Genomic DNA, 18089 nt, shown 5'->3' on the forward strand with positions numbered 1-18089 from the left:
GGAATCGTGTCGATTCCTCAATGGCTATTTGGGGGGGTGAGGGTTTTCCCCAGCAACATCCGAAACGGCTGTCGATCACGCAAGGGCCGAGCAGGCGGTGCATGCATGGAGGACGCGGGCGATCCGCATCGCAAGATCAACCCGGCGAAGAATCTGTCCGGTCGTGGCGGCTAGACCATTTCGGCGAGTTCCGCCAACGGCCACTTCGTCACACGTTGAATCCCCATCTCCTTGCGGGCCGACGCGACCAACATCAGCACTACGACAACGATCCAGGCGATGCATGCGGTTCGCATCCCATGGGCTAGACGCTGCAGAGGAGTGCGGCGGACATGGAACCACGATGCGGGGAGATGCAACGTTTCGTCCCCACCGACTTCTTCGCGACGTTGCTTCCGATACGCCATGGCATCGAGCGAAGCCATGGTGAATCCGCCAAGCAGGCCGCAGCAGACGGCAATCAGCAGTCCACGTGGTGTCGGAAGACCGGGGAGCGTGGCCACGGGAGTTGCCACGACGGAGGGCTTGTCCAACGAAAGCAGTTGGTCGTAGGCTTCCGATGCGCGATCGTGTTGCCGCGTCCAGAATTGATGTCCGCTCAGCAGATCGTTTGCTTCGGCGGCACGCTCCAACGCGACGGCTTCGGAAATGGGGGTGTCCGTATCGGAACCGGTCGTCGCATCGTCTTCGCCTTCGACCGGCTGACGATAACTGGTCAGTGTCATCTCCGCGTCGGAAACGGTCGCCGCCGTTTCGTTCGTTTCATCAACGGCTTCGACAGCGTTGCTGAATTGGCGATCGATGTCTTGATCGGCGTAGTGCTGCGTCATCATCAGGCGCCAACGCAGCCGAGCGGTCAGCAATTTAGGAAGTCGCGATGGCGATTGGAGCGGGGTCGACGCGACCCCCGCCGCGATCACGACTTGAGGCGAATCGTTTGTGTCGCCATTTGCTATCGACCAAACCGTTCGTGGCTCCTCGGTGGGCACGAACAGAATTGCGAGCAAAAAGGCAGCGATCGACGCAAACAGGGCGTGACGAATTCGCCGCAGAATTGTCATCAGGTCGACTCCCGTTGGTCCGTCGCAGGCTCGCAAAATTTACCGGTTGTGCCTTTTATATCGGCAGCGAACCGCGATCGGCTTGACACCAGACGGTCGTCCCGCGGTGATTGTCGCAACAAATTTCTTGGGCCACCCAAACGGATCGCCGCGCCGCGGATCGTTTCGGTGTGACGGTGGGTCGCGACAGATACGAAAAAAGCATCGTGCCGGCGATTGGATCACCGACGCGATGCTAGCGAAGTTGCAAAGCTCTTTGGAGCTGCGGTATCTCGTGAACGCCCTATTTCAGCAGCGATTCGATCTGTTGGGTCAGTTCGGCATCATCGGGTTCGGTCTGCGGGCTATAGCGACCGACGACATGCCCATGGCCATCGACCAGGAACTTTTCAAAGTTCCACGAGACCTTGCCCGCTCCCTTGGGCTTGGTGTCGACCGCGGTCAAATGCTTGTACAGCGGGCAAGCCTCCTCGCCGTTGACTTCGACTTTGGCAAACATCGGGAAACTGACGTCGTAGTTCGATTTGCAAAACGCTTGGATTTCGGCCGACGTGCCCGGTTCCTGTTTGCCAAATTGGTTGCAGGGGAAACCCAGGACGACCAAGCCCTTGTCTTTGTACTTTTCGTACAACGCTTCCAAACCTTCGTACTGTGGGGTCAGGCCACACGCGCTGGCAACGTTGACGACCAGGATGACCTTCCCCTTGTATTGGGCCAGGTCGACCGATTTGCCGTCGATCGATTCCATCTTGAAATCGGTCAAATGGTCGTGGGCGTTGGCAGAGTTCATAGCGAAGCCTAATAAAAAGCTGACACAAAGGAGCGAAAGCGAAATTTTCGACACGGATTTTCTCCAGAGCGGGGAGCGGGTGGGAAACGGCCAACCTCCGCCACAGACAGCGGAAATTCATTGGCAAATGCGTTGCTGTAAGCATAATAGCAGGCTTCGAACGCCGATGCGCAAAGCGAATTATTCTTCGAGCTGAGACAGCGGACGATTTTAGGTAAATATATCGACTGGGGAATGCAAGCAGCCAACTTGACGTGGCGGCTGGACAATGGCAGCATTTGCACCACAACCCTCGCTTTCTTCAAAAACATTCCTCCTTTCCACGGAATTCAACACATGTCGAACGATTCGGACACAGTGGCGGCGGCCCCCAACGCAAAACGACTCTTGTGGGCGGGCTTCATGGCGATTCTTGCTGCCGGGGTGGGCTTTTCGGTCCGCGGCGGCATCCTGGTCCAGTGGGCCGAAGACTTTGGTTTCACCATGACCGAACTGGGAACGATCACCGGCGGTGGTCTGACCGGTTTCGGTGTTGTGATCATCGTGACCAGTCTCTTCGCCGACGCCATCGGCTATGGAAAGCTGATGACGGGGGCGTTTGTTCTGCACTTCATCTCGGCGGTGATCACATTGGCCGCCCCCGCAGCGTTTGAAGCCGGTGGCAAAGACGCGGCGTTTCAGTGTCTGTTTTGGGGCATGTTCATCTTTGCGGTAGGCAACGGCGTTTGCGAAGCGGTTGTCAATCCATTGACCGCCACGCTGTTCCCCAAATCAAAAACACACTACTTGAATATCTTGCACGCCGGCTGGCCTGCCGGACTCGTGATCGGCGGTTTGGCGTCGGCCTTCATGGCAGCCAAAGTTGATACCGACGGCACGATCCTGAAAGCGGCGGTCGATTGGAAGATTCAAATGTCGCTCTTCTTGGTTCCCGTAATCCTCTACGGCGGAATGCTGTTGGGCCAACGCTTTCCAAAATCGGAAGCGGCCGCAGCGGGCGTATCCACCGGCCAGATGCTGGCTTCGGTTGTCACCCCGTTGTTCTTTTTCCTGTTGGTGCTGCACGCCCTGGTCGGGTACGTGGAACTGGGAACCGACTCTTGGATCTCGAAGATCACCGGTTCGATTATGAACGATCCGCAAAAAGGCTTAATGCTGTTCGTTTACACATCCAGCCTGATGTTCGCGCTGCGATTTGTTGCCGGTCCGATCGTGCATCGGATCTCGCCGCTGGGGCTGCTGTTTGTCAGTAGCATCTTAGGCGCCTTGGGCCTGACTCTGTTGGGCACCGCGACCTCGCTGTTGATGTGTGTCGTGGCCGCAACGGTTTACGCCTGCGGCAAGACCTTCCTGTGGCCGACGATGTTGGCCGTGGGATCGGAACGCTTTCCCAAGGGAGGTGCGGTTGCGATCGGGTTGATGGGGGGCGTAGGCATGTTGTCAGCAGGTCTGATCGGTGGTCCCGCGATCGGTTACAAGCAGGACTATTACGCATCGCAAGATCTTCGCGACAACGCCGAACCCACCTACGAACGTTATGCCGTTGAAAAGCCCGAAGGCTTCCTGTTCCTGCCAAAAATCAACGGACTCGATGGTGCGAAAGTTGGTGTCTTGGGAGATCAAGGCAAAGAACTGGCTGCCGTGGGCGAAGCGTTAGCCGCCGATGGTCAGACCGATGAGAACTACAACAAGCTCGCGGCTTGGTGGGAATCGGCCAAACCGTTTGCAAGCGAAGACAAAGCGCCCGTCAGCGCTGCGACGCTCGCCGGTGGACGGATGGCGCTGCAATTGACCGCAGCGGTACCGACGGTCATGGCGATTTTGTATCTGTTGTTGATCCTGGGCTTCAAGGCGGTCGGTGGATACAAAGCGATCCATATCGACGATTCGGAACTGTTGACCGGTGGCGTCGAAGGGCCAATGGAAGCTTAGACGCCCAGCGTCGATGGAAAGTCTGATCGATGGGGCCGCCGTGCAAAACGGCGGCCCTTTTGTATGAAGGGACCGTGTGGCAACCGCTACGTCGCCCCACGCTGACTCCCGCGTCGCAGCTGATGCAGTGTGTCGGGATCGAAGCCCTCGGGCAACATTCCCAGATGGCAGACCGGTTCGCCGGGGCTGCCCGCGGGAAGCGTCGTCATCCCGATCACGACGGCGTCGAAGGGGGCTTCCAGGATGCAGCGTTCGCGGCCCAGCAGATTGGTGTTCGTCGCCACCGGTTGGCCTTTGACGATGACCTCTCCCGGCTGGACATGGAACTGCAAAAAGCCACCCTTCTCGGCTCGCACCCATTTCGAAGTCTCGACGATCACTTGGTAGGGTGCCTGTTCGGGCGGACCGCCCAACATTTCCAGATCGCGCAAAACGTTGCGAACACCACGCGCCGCGTTGGCGACGACATCGGGTTCGACCTTCCAGATCTCCCCCCCTTCCATAATGATCGTCGGACAACCGACCTGGCACGCTTCGCGGCGCAAGGCGCCGCCGGGGCCCTGGCCATTGAGCACGATCTCCGAACCAAACGCGGTGGCGATCCGCCGCACGGCCGGATTGGATAGATCGCCGCGAACGTTGGGATAATTAGTGCGGCGGATCGCGGCGGTGTGCAGGTCGATGCCAAAGTCGGCGCGGCCAACGATCTGATCGAACAGCGTCCGCGCCATTCGGCTGGCCATGTTGCCGCTAGCCGATCCGGGAAACGAGCGGTTCAGATCGCGGCGATCGGGGGTGTAGCGGGTGTGCCGGTCGAAAGCCAGCAGGTTCAGCACCGGCACCAGGATCAACGACCCGCGTGTCAGTTCCAATTCCTCTTGGATCAGTTCACGGATCGCACCGGTGCCGTTGAGTTCATCGCCATGGATCGCGGCGGTGACAAAAACCACAGGCCCTTCGGTTTTGGCGCGGCGAACATGGATCGGCACCTGGATCATGCTACTGCTGTAGCTTTCGCTGATCGTCAGATGCACATCGGCATCTTCCCCCAGCCCGATGACCTGATCACCCCAACGCCCGATGTCCAGCTTTGGTAAATCGTTACTCAAGTTCGTTTCCTACTTCTTCCCCATCGCCCGTTTCGCGGCAAAAAAATCGGTCAACGCTCCCGAACAACGCGAGCTAAGCACGCCGGAGGTGACCGCACATTGGTGATTCAATCGATCGTCGGAAAGCAATTCATACAGGCTGCGGACCGCGCCCGCCTTGGGATCGTCGGCCCCGTAGACCACCCGTGGCACGCGGGCTTGCAAGATCGCACCGGCACACATTGGACACGGTTCCAGCGTCACATACAGCGTGCAACCCTCCAGCCGCCAATCGCCGATCGCTTCGGCGGCCTGTGTGATCGCGATCATCTCCGCATGCGCCGTCGGATCGTGCAGTTGTTGGCGTTGATTGTGCGCGGCGGCGATCACCTGCCGCTTTTCGTTCAGGATCACCGCGCCGACCGGTACTTCGTCGGCGGTTGCGGCGGCATAAGCAAGCTCCAGGGCTCGCCCCATCCAATGCTCATCAAATTCGGGGTCGTTCATTCCTACTTGCTCTTCGATTCGGTCGGCTGTGGTTTGTGGGAGGGTTTTACCTCGCCGGACTTCAGCCGTCGATATTGAATCTTTCGGTAGGCGACTTTGCATTGATACGTCGCAATCCCCAGCGGCGTCGAAGGATCCATCTCGCCCCGGATCCCAAACTCAACACCCTGCCGCGGCTGATCGACCCATTGCTTGTCGTCGACCCAAGCGGTAATCCGATCGGCGGCGACACGCACGCGGACACGGTACCAACGATTGTTATCAAAATCCCCTTCGCGCGTCGTGGGGTTGTTCGAAGCGTCGGCGCCGTTGATGTTCGAGAGTCCGATCACGGCTCCCGACCAACCGCCCAGGATCAAGCTGCAGTGCGATTCGGCGACGGGAAAAGTCAGACCGACAAAAAAGTCAAAGCCTTCCAAACGCGAAGCTTCAAACTGGATCTCGTAGCCATCCTTGGGAAACTCTTTGACCAAACGGATCCCAGTCAGCGGGTCGCCCATCTCGAGCACCGCCTGGTTTTCGGAGAACTCGACCTCGCCATCGCCTCCAAAATTGCAGGGCTCCCAAACCGTATCGCGCTGCAATTTCAGATCGATCCAACCGCTGCTGGCCGATTCGTCGGCAACCGCCAGCGCGGCCGATAGGCTGAAGATACAAGCGAACAGAGCGAGTCGTGGCAGCGAAGCGACCGAGCGGAGAGGGGAATATCGCATCGAAGGAAGTCCGTGAGGTGTTTCAAGGGGCAATCGAAAATGGGGACCTACAATATAGCTTCCGCAGGATCGGCGGGGCCAGTTGCCGGTTCGCAGCGGCACGATTGCGTGATCGTATGGACTTCGCCCGGTTGGATCGTGCGGACGTCGTCGGCCGCGTTGGTCGTCTCGACACAGACCATCGTCCGGTAGCCGTCGTTGGGAAAATCAGCCATCGCCGCCGATTTATCGATCCACGGATTCCAAACCACCGTCGACAGGCTGCCCGATTTTTGGATCTCGATCCGTCGCTCGGCTCCGTCGTGGATCGTGACCGCGTCGGGCGTTTCCAGGTAGATTCGGTCGACCTCGCGATCGATCGACAGTTCCCCCGCCTGCGGTTTGACCTGCAGCGCATCGAGCTTGTCGATGTAGCGTCGGCCGTCGAGTCCCGCGACTCGCACCGCATCGATATCTTGTACGTGGAAATAGGTGTGCAGCGCCGCCTCGGCATCCAGCGGTTCCTCGCCGGTGTTCAGACAGCTCAATTGCATCGTCAGATCGCGACCGACGATCACGCGCATCGTCAGTTCAAATGGATGCGGCCACAACTGCCGCGTCGCCTCGCTGTCGGTCAAACGCAACGCGATCTCCAAGCTGGGATCGGCGTGTGTCTTCGTCTCGATAACCTCCCACTGCGACGTGCGGGCAAAGCCGTGCTGAGGCAATTCGGGTTGTGGTTGTCCAAACCATGGCCAGCAGATCGGCACGCCGCCGCGGATCGGACGATCGGTCCGAAAGTTGGATTCGTCGCTCATCCACAACATCTCGCCCCAGCCATGCCGGTGGAACGAAGTGACATGTGCGCCGTGCAGATAGATCTCGGCGGTTGCGTCTTCGGCCAACAGGATCGCTTTGGGGAGATCGCCGTTGCCCAAGGTGAAGGCGATTTTTTTATCGATACCAAATTGCAGATTTAAGTCGTCAATCATCGGTCTTGCAATCGAAAGGAAGTCACGAGGCGGCGGGTGCCAAAACATCGGGTCGCGCCGGAGGGCGGACCCACAACGCCAACAGCACCAGCGGAATGAGAATACATAAAAAGGCGATGATCGCGGGCTCGAAGTGCCCCGAGTGATCCTTGGCCCAGCCCAACAGAAACGGTCCGGCGCCGCTGCCGGCGACCGACGCGCTCCAAGACGTCCCGCGAATCTTTCCCAGATGAGCACGCCCGTAATAACGTACCCAGACCGTCGCGTTGACCGCTACGGTGATTCCCTGCCCGGCACCAAACAACAGCCCAAAGAGATGCAACTGAGGCGATGTTTGGGCGAAGAACAATGTCAACGTCCCCAAGCTCAACAGTCCCACTCCGGCGAACAACAAATGGTGTAACGCAAACCGATCAGCCAAGAAACCGCCGCTGAATTGCATCGCCAACATGCTCAACGCAAACGTTTTGAAGACCGCGGCGGTGGCGTCTTTATCGATCCCGCGAGCTTCGCCAATAGCAAACAGATAAAAGACGAGGCCGGTGCCGATCATCGCCCAAGCGGACATGATCGTCATCAGGATCCAAAACGTTGGCTGCCGCATCGCATCGCGCAGCGACAGCGAACGCTCTTCGATCGCGACGGTCCGCTGGGATCCGGTCGCCCGAGAGCCCTCGGCGTGAGGGAGCGGTTCGTCGGGGCGGTTGCCATCCAAATGTTGGCCGACGTCCTCGGGGCGGTTGCGATAGACAATCGCCAGCAGCGGCAACATGATCCCCGCCACGACCAGCCCCAAGCCGCGATAGGTCTCTCGCCAACCGTAGCTCTCGATGCTGGCCAACAACCAGCCGGGGATGACGGCGAAGGCGCCTGCCATGCCGATACTCATGATCGCCGAAACGCGGCCCAGCTTGGTGCGAAACCACATCGACGTGGTGTTGCTGCTGAGCAAGGACAAGGAACCTTGGCCCAGAAACCGGAGCGCCAAGAAGGCGAGCAGCAAGGTCGCAAAGGAATTGACAAACGAAGCGAAGAAACAAGCCCCGGCCAAAAGCAAGACGATTCCGGTGATCGTCGCCCGGTTGCCGATCCGGTCGGCGATCGGGCCGACCAACATCAACGGAAACGCGGCGACCAAGGTGCCGATCATATAGGCGGAGGTGAGCGAGATTTCGCTCAATTGCAACGAGTCGCGGATCGCCGGAATAAATGCAGAAATTGCGAAGGTTTGCCCCGGCGCGGTACATATCTGAGCCAACGAGGCGACCGGAACCATCAGGTAGCCGTAGAAGAATCCTTGTGGGACCCGTAACGCTGGCGTGTGAATGGACGTTGTCAAAGCGAGCAACTCGTTTGGTTGAATGTCGCAAACCCCTTCCGCAATGACCGGCGAAGCACGGCCCAACAAGCTAAGGTCGGAATCCGACACCACTTCGCAATCCAAAGGCACTGCGGACGCCGCTGGTTTCTGACAGCAAATCCGCGCGGCCTCGACACGCCCGGCGCGGTCATGGCTGCGGCTGCTCGGTTAAGCTCTCCTTAACCTGTTTCCACTTGGCGACCTGCTCCGCATTATTGGTTTGCGTATAAGAATCGAGCAAGCGGTCGACCGTTTCGATTTGCACTTGGTTCAACAGAATGCCGGCCCTAGGCAATTCGCTAGCAGCCAAGCCCTCGTAGGCCTGCTGCAGCGCTGCTTGCGCTTCGGCATGCTGTCCGTCGGCAGCCTGCAATCCACCGATCACGCTCAGACTGCGATAACGCAACCAGTTCTCCGGCGCGACGACCTCCAACATCTCCAGTCCCTCGCGAGCGTGCCTCCCCGCGGCGAGAAATTGGCCGTCGTGGGCTTCGGCATCAGCCAACATCACCAACACGCCGGCGAATCCTTCTCGCGTCGTATCGTTGGGCGTCGTCGCCAAGCTCTTCCGCATCACGTCGACCGAAAGCGAATACAGCTCCGTCGCCATCGCGTACTCCTTTAACTGATACTTCAAATTCGCTAGCTCCATCCGCGGCATCAAAGTATCGACATGTCGAAGCCCTTTGCCCTCGACGATCCGGTTCAAAATATCCTCGTAGAGCGCAGCGGCCTCGGCCCGTTTGCCGCGTCCCATTTCAATTTTGGCCGCGTTGTTCAGCGACAACATCGTGTGCGGATGCGCTCGCCCCAACGACTTGCTGCGCCCCGGGACAACCTTGGCGTAAATCTCGATCGCGTCGTCGAATTGCCCTGCCAAGCTGCAGGTGTAGGCGACCTGATGCATCGCCAACAGCGTCCGCTCGTGTTCTTCCCCCAGCGACGTCCGGCGTCCGTCGGCAACCTTCCGGTAAAAGGTGATCGCATCATCCAATCGGTTCATCTTCCGATAGGTCTCGGCGATCGCATAGTTCGCATCGATCGCGACCACATCGCCGACGTCCAGCGATTCGATCCGCCGCTGCATGTCGGCGATCGATTCCTCGGCTCCCTGTTCCAGTTCGGCAGTCGCTTGGACCTGAGCCATGTTCCCCAGCGACATCAGCGTGTGACCGTGAGCTGCGCCCAGCACCTCGGATCGTCCGTCGACGACGCGACGATACATCGCGATCGATTCCTCGGGCTGCGCGGCGGCGTCCATGCAATAGGCCAATTGGTGCATCAACAGCAGCGTGTCATCGTCCGCCTCGCCGTAGGTCTCGATCATCCCCTCGACGCCGGCCTGGAAATGGGGCACGGCGGCGGCGTAGTCCTTTGTTTTCATCAACGCGTGGGCGAGCCCTGTGTGCAATTCCATTCGGTTGACGATCGGTTCGCCGCGAGCTTCCGCCGCCTTGACCAATAGCTTCATCGATTCGATCGTCCCCTTATGATCGGCGAGCGCAAACTGCTCCATCGATAAGTTGTACAGCGACTGCAACGTATGATCGCTCTCCAAACCATAGACCTCGGTTCGGCGGCGAACGACTTCGGAATACAGCTTCGCCGACTCCTTGTGCTGCCCGAACTCGCTGTATTCAAAAGCCAAATCATGCAGTGTCAACAAACGATCGACGTGATTAGCACCCAACACTTCCGATTGTCGGACGACCAAGCGTTCATAGACGTCGATCGCTTGCTGGCTGCGTTTTAGCATGCTCATCAAACCACCCAGATAATAAGCCACCCCAAAATCGGAACGTTCCATCGGTTCGCGGCCTGCCAACCACTGCGTCACTTGTTGGATCGAAACATCGGCTCGATCGATTTCTCCCCGTTCGATCCAATTCTCCGCTAGCCGTAGCCTCAATTGATTTGCGATCACCGAATCGGCACCAAAATCGTCGTCCAGCTGCTGCAACAGTTCGTCCAATTCCTTGGTCCGGTCGCTGTAGACCAAGACATCGATCAGGTTCTCCGTTGGGTAGACGATGACACCTGTCTTCCCAAGCCCAAGTTTGGTGTATCCTGCGCGAACCGCCGTCAATAGTTCGCGCGCCTCGTCGTACCTTTCCGCGGCCCCATAGATCGCTGCCAGCAACGTCTTTGAGTCGAGCACCACTTTCGCTTCCGCTTGCATCGGAGTCTTCGCAAGCGCGATCACTTCCTCCAACAATGGCTTCGCCGAATCGTGATCGCCGAGTTCCCAATGGACTTCCGCCAGCAGAAGGCGAGTCTGCAAAGCCGATGGACTCACCGGCCCCAGGCTCTCGTTAGCCGCTTGCAGCACCGTTTCAAAGACCGGTAGCGACTCCTCATATCGCCCCAACGCATTGAGCGCCGTCCCCACATTGAACTGCGACATGATCGATTCTCGGTGAGCTGGCCCCAGCTTCTCAATCGACGTGCGCGCAAGGTCACGCAGCGTTGCCAGCCCCTGCACCGGATCTCCATGATCCGAATCGATCAACGCCAAATCGTTTCGCACGATGGCAACATAGGGATGCGATTCGCCCTGCGTTTCCACTAACTCTTCCATAAAAGTCGTGTAGACGTTGGAGGCTTCATCGTGGCGGCCGAGCGAATACAACTGCTGGGCCCGCGATAGCAGCGCGTCGTAGGTTGTGAAGTGCAGCGGCCCCAAGGCGGCAGCCGCCCGAGTGTGCACGTCGCTCGATAGCTGCAATGCATCGGCGAAGCGTCCCGCATCCGAAAGTAGACCGACTTTTGTGATCAAACAGTTCAGCGTCTCGGCGGCATCGGGGCCGATTGATTTCGTGTACCCCGCGATCGACTGTTCGTTCAATTGATGGGCTTTGTCAAACTCCCCCAACAAACTGTACAACCCCGCCAAGCTGTCCTGCGTCTCGAAAACATCGGGATGCTCTTCCCCTAATTCGCTCAGCTGCGTTTGTAGAGTCGATGTCAGCAGGGTGTGAGCCTTGGCATATTTCCCGCTCGATCCAGCCACTCCCCCCAACGCCGCTTGGGTCTCTAGCGTCTCGACATCTCGGGGCCCCAAGAATTCTTTCCGCAGACGCAATGCTTCCGTCAACGCCACCTCGCTTTCGCTCCACTGAGCAAGATAGCCCGACGCGATGCCAATCGTGTGCAACAGTTTGGCTTTGACCAGCGGTTGGTCGGCGAACCGATCCTGCATGCTCTGGAGTGCTTGTTCGAAGAGCGTGCGGACTTGCAGTTGCGGATCGGGATTCTTGGCTGGCGATGCTTGTGCCAACAAGTCGTCGTTTAAAAACTCGGTGACCGCCGTCGCGATCGCTGCCTTTTCAGTCGCCTCCGCTTCGGCGATCCGCAGCTCTTCGTTCGATTTCTGGAGCTCCTGGCCGCGTTGATCGAGCTGCTGGTTCTTGGTGCTCAGCGAATCAGCCAGCTCGGCCAGTTGGATGTTCTTCTTGCCGAGCACTACCGAAAACGAACTCAATCCCAACACGGAAACCAGTACGATCGCGGCGCTGGCGGCAGCAAGCGTCTGGTGGCGTTTGACCCAGCGGCGCAGTCGTTGCAGGCCCGATTCGCGGTACGCGGTGACCGGTTCATCGGCCATCCAACGCTCCAGTTCATCGGCCAGTTCCAGCGGATTGGCGTAACGATCTTCGGGATCCTTGGCCATCGCGCGAACGCAGATCGCCGCCAGCGGTTTGGGAATCGCAGGATCGATCTGACGCGGCGCGGTGAATTCACCGTTGCGAACCTTTTCTAACAACTGAGTGATCGTTAGCGGATTGCCGTCGGCGTCGCGCGATTGAAACGGTGGCTTGCCGACCAACAAGCAGTACAGCGAAGCCCCCAACGAGTAGACGTCGCTTGCGGGACCGATCGCGTCGATCTGCCCACTGGCCTGTTCGGGACTCATGTAGCCCGGCGTTCCGATCACGCTGCCAAAGCGTGTTGGCGCCGAATCGCTTCCCGATGCGGGAGCCAGATGCGGTTCATCGACCGCCTCGGCTTCGACATCGTCTAATCCAGCGACTTTCGCCAAGCCCCAATCGACGACCAACGTTTCACCATACTTTCCCAGCATGATGTTGTCGGGTTTGATGTCGCGGTGCAACACGCCGCGAGAATGGGCGTACGCGATCGCTTGGCAGACATCCAAAACGCGACTCAACAGCTTCCGCAGTTCCAACGTCCGCTCGGGATCGCGCCACGCGGGCGCTCCCGTTTTGGAGAACCGCTGATGAAACGATGCGATCGCCGCTTCCATGCTCTGCCCACGGATAAACCGCATCGCATAATAGGGTTGCCCATCCTCGTACACACCCAGACCATAAACCGGGACGACGCCCGGATGTTCCAGCCCGCCGGTGATCTCGGCTTCGAGAATGAATCGCTGCCGAGCTCCCTGGTCGCCGGAGAACCTCGCCTGAATTTGTTTTAAGGCAACCTGTCGATTCAGCTCTTCGTCGCGGGCGACATAGACCTGGCCAAGTCCTCCCTTGGCATGATCACGCAGCTTTTGATATCGCGTTCGGTGACTCGCCGCCGCCGAGTCGTCGGGGGCCGGATCTGGCACCGTGTCAAGAAAATTTGTTGCCCACGGGTCGATCGACTCGGTCGCGATATCGGAGATCGAGTTCAGTGAATCGGTGACGTCGGCATCTTCGATCGGTCGCAGCGACTGGCAGAGTGTCGACAGCGAGGGTTCCGATGGCGGGCAGATCGTTCCCAATGCATCTTCTACCGAACCGTGGTGCCGCTGGATCTGTTTGTCGACAAGCGAGGTCAGCAGTTGCTTGGTCTGCTCGTCGATGCGATTCTCGGCAAGCAGCAAATCTTCTAACGAACGCGACTTGTCTTCCGTCCAGCGGACGATCGCGGCGGCGACGTCACCGACATCGATCAGCCGTAATTGCACCGCCATGGCACCAACCAACAAGTTTCTATGGCTTGCCGCGGACATCGTTTACTACCCTTGAAATGCTGAATCGTCGCTAAATCGTTTGGCTAGGTTCCCGCTTTCGCTTTGGGATTGGCTGGCTTCGATTTGCCAGCTGCCTTCGGGGATCCTTTTGCGTTGGAATTCGCGCCAGGCTTTCCTTTCGCTTTCCATTGGCGTTTCACTTCGGGTTGCTTGGCCAGTAGTTCCAGCATCCGAGCAACCACCTCAGGATTCTCCGACGCTACGTTTTTTGTTTCCAATGGATCGGTCTGGTAGTCGTATAACTCCAGCTCCGCCGTTGCATCTTTTCCGCCCGGCGCTTTCCACTGGACCAACCGATAACGCGAATCGCGGATCGCCCGCCCCAAGCGACTGCCGCGGGGATAGACATGGGTGACGTGATCGCGCGTGGCGTCGGTCGGTTCGTTGATTAGGCTGGCAAAGCTGATTCCATCGATCCCTTGCGGTTCAGGCAGGCCTGCCAGTTGAGCGACGGTGGGGTAGATGTCGACCGTTTCAACGAGCGCGTTGCTGACGAGTCCCGGTTGCGATTTCGGTGCGGCAACGATCAATGGGATCCGCGCCGCCTGTTCGTAATTGGAGTGCTTACACCACATTCCGTGATCGCCCAGATGCCAGCCGTGGTCCCCCCACAGCACGACGATCGTGTTGTCGAGCAGTCCGAGTTGTTGGGCTTTGTCGATCACGCGACCGATCTGCGCATCGGCGTAACTGGTGGCGGCGTAGTAGCCGTGGATCAGGTGCCGCGTCGTCTGCGGATCGATCACCTTTTTGTCATGCATGTCGCTGTAGCTTCGCAGTTCGCCTCCTTTGCTTGGAGCGTAACTTGGTGCTCCCTTGGGGGGCGACACGACCTCGGGCATCGGCAACGCATCGGGTTGGTAGAGGTCCCAGTATTTTTGCGGAGCGACGAACGGAAGGTGGGGCTTAATAAATCCGACGGCGAGGAAAAACGGTTGGTCTTGCCGCTTGCTGGCCGCTGTTAAACGAGCGATTGTTTCGCGGGCGATCTTGCCATCGGCGTAGGTCTCATCGGAGACATCGGCCGCTTCGGTGGCCGGCCCGCGGTTTCTGCCCTTCGAATCGGGGCGGTGGTTCTGCAAGCTCTCCGGTTGGACGTATTGAGCCGCCTTGGGACGCCAAGACGCGACACTCCAGGAAGCCTTGTCGTCGAGGTTGCCGTGGCCGGTGTGGTAGATCTTGCCGAGTCCCTCCGCTCGATAGCCGTGCTGTTTGAAGAACTGGCTGAACGTGATGGCGTCGGGCGCTGCGTGGCGGAAGTGGGTTCCCAGATCGTAGACGCCAATCGTCTGCGGTCGCAGTCCTGTCATCAACGAATTGCGGCTGGGCGAACAGACAGCTTGGTTGCAGTAGGCCGCGTCAAAACGAACGCCTCGCGATGCCAGGGCGTCGATGTTGGGAGTGACCGCGACGGGGTCGCCGTAGCATCCAATGGTCGGTTTCAAATCGTCGACACAGATCAACAACACGTTGGGCCGGTCACCACCAACAGCGATCGCTGCTGACATCAAACAGGTCGCGAGAGTTAATGCGAATGGAAATTGAATGCGAGCCATAAAAGGGCAACTCCGTCGGGGATGAGGACTGATGCCAGCGGGACCAACAGCGGGCGAACGCCGCGTCGTCCGAGACTTGCGCCCCATGATAGTTGTTCTGGCGGTGCGCTTCCAAGTTGGCCAGGGGAATTCTCCGGCGGTCATCCTCAGGGTCCAAATGCAGGGTACAAAACGCCACCACCACGGCGGCTGCCGAGTTCTTCGTGGACTTTTGCCCGGTTTTGCTGTACATTAGTTAACAATGTCGCATGGGCTCTTTGCTTTGGAGTTCCTTTCTTCTTACGTTGCTTTTCCGCCGACGCACTGTTTCGAGCGTCGCAGAAGGAACTAAACGGAAGCCGGGTGTTTTTCGGTATTCCTCCCATGCGTTTTCGACAACACCGGCCGCTGCCTTTGTGGGTACGAGCTGGATTTGTCCATTAAGTGCTTTAGTTAGGTTGCGAGTTGCGCGAGCAAGGAAAGGCTTGTGGATGTCCGACCGGGGTGCGTGCATGCCTGGAGGAAGGCCGCGATGAGCGAGAAGAAGCCGACGCCTTGGAGAGTTCAAGAATCGGGGAAGGTCTGTCCGATCTGTGGCAAACGGACCTATTCCAATGGAGGAATTCATCCGCAGTGCGCGGTCTTGCAGGCAGATTCGGCACGCACCGAGAAGCTTCGAGCCGAACGGAAACGCAAAGCGAACGAAGCCAGTAGCAGTCCCAAAGCGAAACCCCAAGCGACAACGTGGACCCAGAAAAAGTGTCCCAAATGTGGGAAGGAATCCCACGTCCGGCGAAAGGCCTGCGATTGCGGACACGAATTCGGTTGACCGACACAGAATCCTTCCTCAGCAATTTGAACCGCCACCGAGTTGCGAAACTCCGCTAGTATCAGCTTTGCACTGACGAGGTTCCCGCGTTTAAAAGAACAGCGGAACTGGTGCCAATCTGCGCAGTACCATTCGCCGGATCCGCCATCGATCGAGCGTTCGGAGGATCCCATAAAAAGCATTCAACGCAGTTCAGCGTTCCGAACGAAACGCGTCGCGGATTGACACTCATTCCTTGCGGGGCAAGTGTCACGCCTGACTGGTCGTCCGTGGGTTGAAACCTTCGGGGCCCCCTTTCGCGAGACGCAGCGCTGATTCGTGTTCCGCCTTGGGAAACGAATGGTCTTCGCTCGTCGACGCTCTGGTTCGCATGGAACCTATCAATCGTATCCACCAGACCTGTTGGTCTTTGGCGAAATCGTCGCGGAATCGAAGGCGACCAAAGCGATGCGACCTGCGCACCATGGGCCAATGTGCAACGACATGCGGATCTCAACCAAACAAATTGGTTCTCAGATCAACTGAGCAAATTGGAGTGGAAACGATTTGTTCGCTTGGATCTGCATGCCGCAACCGTTTATTGCGTTCGGATCCGTTCCCGGTAAACAATCTTCCGGCGCTACGACGATCGGCGGCGTGGCAAGCGGGAGACCTTCGCAATCGGAGGTGGAGACGGCACGTCGGAGATCCATTGCATCACCTTGTGTTCGAACGCATCGATTGGAACCGAGGCCCCTTCCCAGCGGTGCGTTTTGTTTTCGAAGGCGGTCCGCACTTGGTGAATGTTCTGTTTCCAGCGATCCAGGAGTTGGTCGGACTGCTGGCGATCAAGCGGATGTTTCGTCAAGTGAATGCGTCCGGTCGAAGCCAATTGTTCGAGACGGACGATCTGTCCGCCTGCGACGGCGTATCGGATCCCATCACAATAAGCCCGACGCAATTGAAACTGAGGATCGAATTGAAACACGGGGTCGGCGGCAAAGAACCAACTGGCCGATCCATCGTCGCGGAACCCCACAACCACCTCCCAATCGTCCGGCAAACGCAACGCGCCGCGCACGGGCAGCCCTGATGCTTCAGCTAGCAAATCTTCGCGGTCTTGAGGTTCCCGAGCCATCAGCGTCTCCCGGATTGAATGGAGCGAGCGAACGCGGGATCCCCGCACAGGGTGCATGATAGGACATCGCGGGGCGAGCGAGGATTGGGCCCTTGGAAATTCCGATTCGCGGCACCCTGTTTCCAGTCAGGCAAAACAGGGCGACTTTGACGATTGTTCCGATTTTGCGGATTTGATCAAGTTTCCCGATTAGGGGTGACGATAACGAAGGTTGAGTCAAGAGACGTTGGCATTCGCGACACAACGGAAGCGTGTCTCCCAAATGCTAATACGAGATAGCCTTCACACCCAAATAGGAATCGAAAACAATGCGATTCTTGATCGCTAGCATGATGCTAGCTTCACTGATTGTCATGTCCACCGGCTGCATTTGTGGCCCTGGAGGATATGGAGCGTACGGCCCAGGATATGTCGGCGGTTGCGGCGAAATCGCAGGTTGCGATAGCTGTGGCAGCGGCGGCTGTGAGCCGACTTGCGGATTCAATGGCGGTTACGAACCTGCCTGCGGATTTGACGGCGGATGCGGTGACCCCGGTTGTGGTTGCGGCGGTCCGGTATGCGATCCGTGCTGCATCAACCCTTGTGCGGTTGTCTGCGGTCTGTTCCGCTCGATCGGTTCGTGCATCTTCGGCTGCGGCGGTTGCAATTCCGGCTGTGGCACCTTGTATGTCGACGAATGGGCCAGCTGTCCACCGGCTTGCTGTGATCCTTGCAATAGCTGCGGCGACTATGTCGGTGGCGGTGGATGCGGTTGCGGTGGCGGATGCGACGGCGGAAGCTGTGGGCCTGTCGGTCCCGCCTGTGGACGCGGATTGGCCTCGATCTGGGGCTTCCGATACATGGGCACCAGTTGTGGCGGAGGCGGCTGCGGATGCTCGGCCGGTTCGTGCGGCAGTTACGGTTCCAGTGGCGGTTGTGGATGCCAAGGCCATAGCGTCGAAGTCGGCTATTCGCACGGTGGTTACTCCAACGGCGAAATCATTCACGAACAGGGACCGAGTTTGCATCCGCAAATTCTGCCTCAGCAAAATGTTCCCCACGCCGTCGAACCTCCTGCAGAGACGCTGCCCAAGCCGAAGCCTTCACAGGCGAATGCTCGCAGAACCCCAGCACATTTGGTGCGTGGGTCGCAGGCAACCCGCGTGAGCCAAGTCCGGCGTTAGTCCGGATCGAACGTCGGTGGCACGGCGACTTGCGGTTTGGCA

The 18089-nt window shown here is 58.5% G+C and carries 14 protein-coding genes; 4 read left to right on the plus strand and 10 right to left on the minus strand.

Annotated features, from left to right (window positions below; genetic code table 11):
* Positions 1-170 precede the first annotated feature (170 nt).
* Positions 171-1061 carry a hypothetical protein gene (locus tag Poly24_RS07185; RefSeq protein WP_145092549.1) on the minus strand — a complete coding sequence of 297 codons (891 nt, stop codon included), beginning with the start codon at positions 1059-1061 and terminating at the stop codon, positions 171-173.
* Between the two features lie 283 nt (positions 1062-1344).
* Positions 1345-1851, minus strand: a complete 507-nt coding sequence (locus Poly24_RS07190; RefSeq protein ID WP_145092552.1) for a glutathione peroxidase — start codon at positions 1849-1851, stop codon at positions 1345-1347.
* A gap of 336 nt (positions 1852-2187) precedes the next feature.
* Between Poly24_RS07190 and Poly24_RS07195 the strand changes: the two genes are divergently transcribed.
* On the plus strand, positions 2188-3783 hold the full coding sequence (locus tag Poly24_RS07195; protein ID WP_145092554.1) for an MFS transporter: 1596 nt from the start codon (positions 2188-2190) through the stop codon (positions 3781-3783).
* 86 nt (positions 3784-3869) lie between these two features.
* On the opposite strand, the gene Poly24_RS07200 is transcribed toward Poly24_RS07195, so the two are convergent.
* The 7 genes from Poly24_RS07200 to Poly24_RS07230 form a co-directional block, all read right to left on the minus strand.
* Positions 3870-4892 carry a succinylglutamate desuccinylase/aspartoacylase family protein gene (locus Poly24_RS07200; RefSeq protein WP_231753504.1) on the minus strand — a complete coding sequence of 341 codons (1023 nt, stop codon included), beginning with the start codon at positions 4890-4892 and terminating at the stop codon, positions 3870-3872.
* Between the two features lie 9 nt (positions 4893-4901).
* Positions 4902-5378 carry a tRNA adenosine(34) deaminase TadA gene (gene tadA / locus Poly24_RS07205; protein WP_145092557.1) on the minus strand — a complete coding sequence of 159 codons (477 nt, stop codon included), beginning with the start codon at positions 5376-5378 and terminating at the stop codon, positions 4902-4904.
* A gap of 2 nt (positions 5379-5380) precedes the next feature.
* On the minus strand, positions 5381-6091 hold the full coding sequence (locus tag Poly24_RS07210) for a 3-keto-disaccharide hydrolase (RefSeq protein WP_145092560.1): 711 nt from the start codon (positions 6089-6091) through the stop codon (positions 5381-5383).
* A 47-nt stretch (positions 6092-6138) separates the two neighbouring features.
* The gene (locus tag Poly24_RS07215) at positions 6139-7062 is read right to left on the minus strand and encodes a D-hexose-6-phosphate mutarotase (protein ID WP_197452390.1); all 924 of its coding nucleotides are present in this window, start codon (positions 7060-7062) and stop codon (positions 6139-6141) included.
* A 22-nt stretch (positions 7063-7084) separates the two neighbouring features.
* Entirely contained in the window at positions 7085-8401 is a 1317-nt protein-coding gene (locus Poly24_RS07220; protein ID WP_145092566.1) for an MFS transporter, read from the minus strand.
* A gap of 169 nt (positions 8402-8570) precedes the next feature.
* Positions 8571-13382: a tetratricopeptide repeat protein gene (locus Poly24_RS07225; protein ID WP_145092569.1), complete on the minus strand. Its 4812-nt coding sequence runs from the start codon at positions 13380-13382 to the stop codon at positions 8571-8573.
* Positions 13383-13426: 44 nt separating this feature from the next.
* Positions 13427-14959: a sulfatase gene (locus Poly24_RS07230; protein WP_145092572.1), complete on the minus strand. Its 1533-nt coding sequence runs from the start codon at positions 14957-14959 to the stop codon at positions 13427-13429.
* 511 nt (positions 14960-15470) lie between these two features.
* Between Poly24_RS07230 and Poly24_RS07235 the strand changes: the two genes are divergently transcribed.
* Positions 15471-15767, plus strand: a complete 297-nt coding sequence (locus tag Poly24_RS07235) for a hypothetical protein (protein WP_145092575.1) — start codon at positions 15471-15473, stop codon at positions 15765-15767.
* Positions 15768-16106: 339 nt separating this feature from the next.
* Entirely contained in the window at positions 16107-16292 is a 186-nt protein-coding gene (locus Poly24_RS27825) for a GxxExxY protein (protein WP_145092579.1), read from the plus strand.
* Between the two features lie 94 nt (positions 16293-16386).
* Here the strand turns inward: Poly24_RS27825 and Poly24_RS07245 are convergent, their stop codons facing one another.
* Positions 16387-16884, minus strand: coding sequence for a hypothetical protein (locus tag Poly24_RS07245; protein WP_145092582.1), 498 nt, complete (start codon positions 16882-16884; stop codon positions 16387-16389).
* Positions 16885-17192: 308 nt separating this feature from the next.
* On the opposite strand from Poly24_RS07245, the gene Poly24_RS07250 reads away from it, so the two are divergent.
* Positions 17193-18047, plus strand: a complete 855-nt coding sequence (locus tag Poly24_RS07250) for a hypothetical protein (RefSeq protein ID WP_145092585.1) — start codon at positions 17193-17195, stop codon at positions 18045-18047.
* Positions 18048-18089 lie beyond the last annotated feature (42 nt).

Origin of the sequence: Rosistilla carotiformis (genome assembly GCF_007753095.1) — a bacterium.
GTDB lineage: Bacteria > Planctomycetota > Planctomycetia > Pirellulales > Pirellulaceae > Rosistilla > Rosistilla carotiformis.

Excerpts from the sequence above, each read along its gene's own strand:
- Poly24_RS07185 (WP_145092549.1), bottom strand. The coding sequence starts at position 1,061 with ATGACAATTCTGCGGCGAATTCGTCACGCCCTGTTTGCGTCGATCGCT.
- Poly24_RS07190 (WP_145092552.1), bottom strand. The coding sequence starts at position 1,851 with ATGAACTCTGCCAACGCCCACGACCATTTGACCGATTTCAAGATGGAA.
- Poly24_RS07195 (WP_145092554.1), top strand. The coding sequence starts at position 2,188 with ATGTCGAACGATTCGGACACAGTGGCGGCGGCCCCCAACGCAAAACGA.
- tadA (WP_145092557.1), bottom strand. The coding sequence starts at position 5,378 with ATGAACGACCCCGAATTTGATGAGCATTGGATGGGGCGAGCCCTGGAG.
- Poly24_RS07210 (WP_145092560.1), bottom strand. The coding sequence starts at position 6,091 with ATGCGATATTCCCCTCTCCGCTCGGTCGCTTCGCTGCCACGACTCGCT.
- Poly24_RS07215 (WP_197452390.1), bottom strand. The coding sequence starts at position 7,062 with ATGATTGACGACTTAAATCTGCAATTTGGTATCGATAAAAAAATCGCC.
- Poly24_RS07225 (WP_145092569.1), bottom strand. The coding sequence starts at position 13,382 with ATGTCCGCGGCAAGCCATAGAAACTTGTTGGTTGGTGCCATGGCGGTG.
- Poly24_RS07230 (WP_145092572.1), bottom strand. The coding sequence starts at position 14,959 with ATGGCTCGCATTCAATTTCCATTCGCATTAACTCTCGCGACCTGTTTG.
- Poly24_RS07235 (WP_145092575.1), top strand. The coding sequence starts at position 15,471 with ATGAGCGAGAAGAAGCCGACGCCTTGGAGAGTTCAAGAATCGGGGAAG.
- Poly24_RS27825 (WP_145092579.1), top strand. The coding sequence starts at position 16,107 with ATGGTCTTCGCTCGTCGACGCTCTGGTTCGCATGGAACCTATCAATCG.
- Poly24_RS07245 (WP_145092582.1), bottom strand. The coding sequence starts at position 16,884 with ATGGCTCGGGAACCTCAAGACCGCGAAGATTTGCTAGCTGAAGCATCA.
- Poly24_RS07250 (WP_145092585.1), top strand. The coding sequence starts at position 17,193 with ATGCGATTCTTGATCGCTAGCATGATGCTAGCTTCACTGATTGTCATG.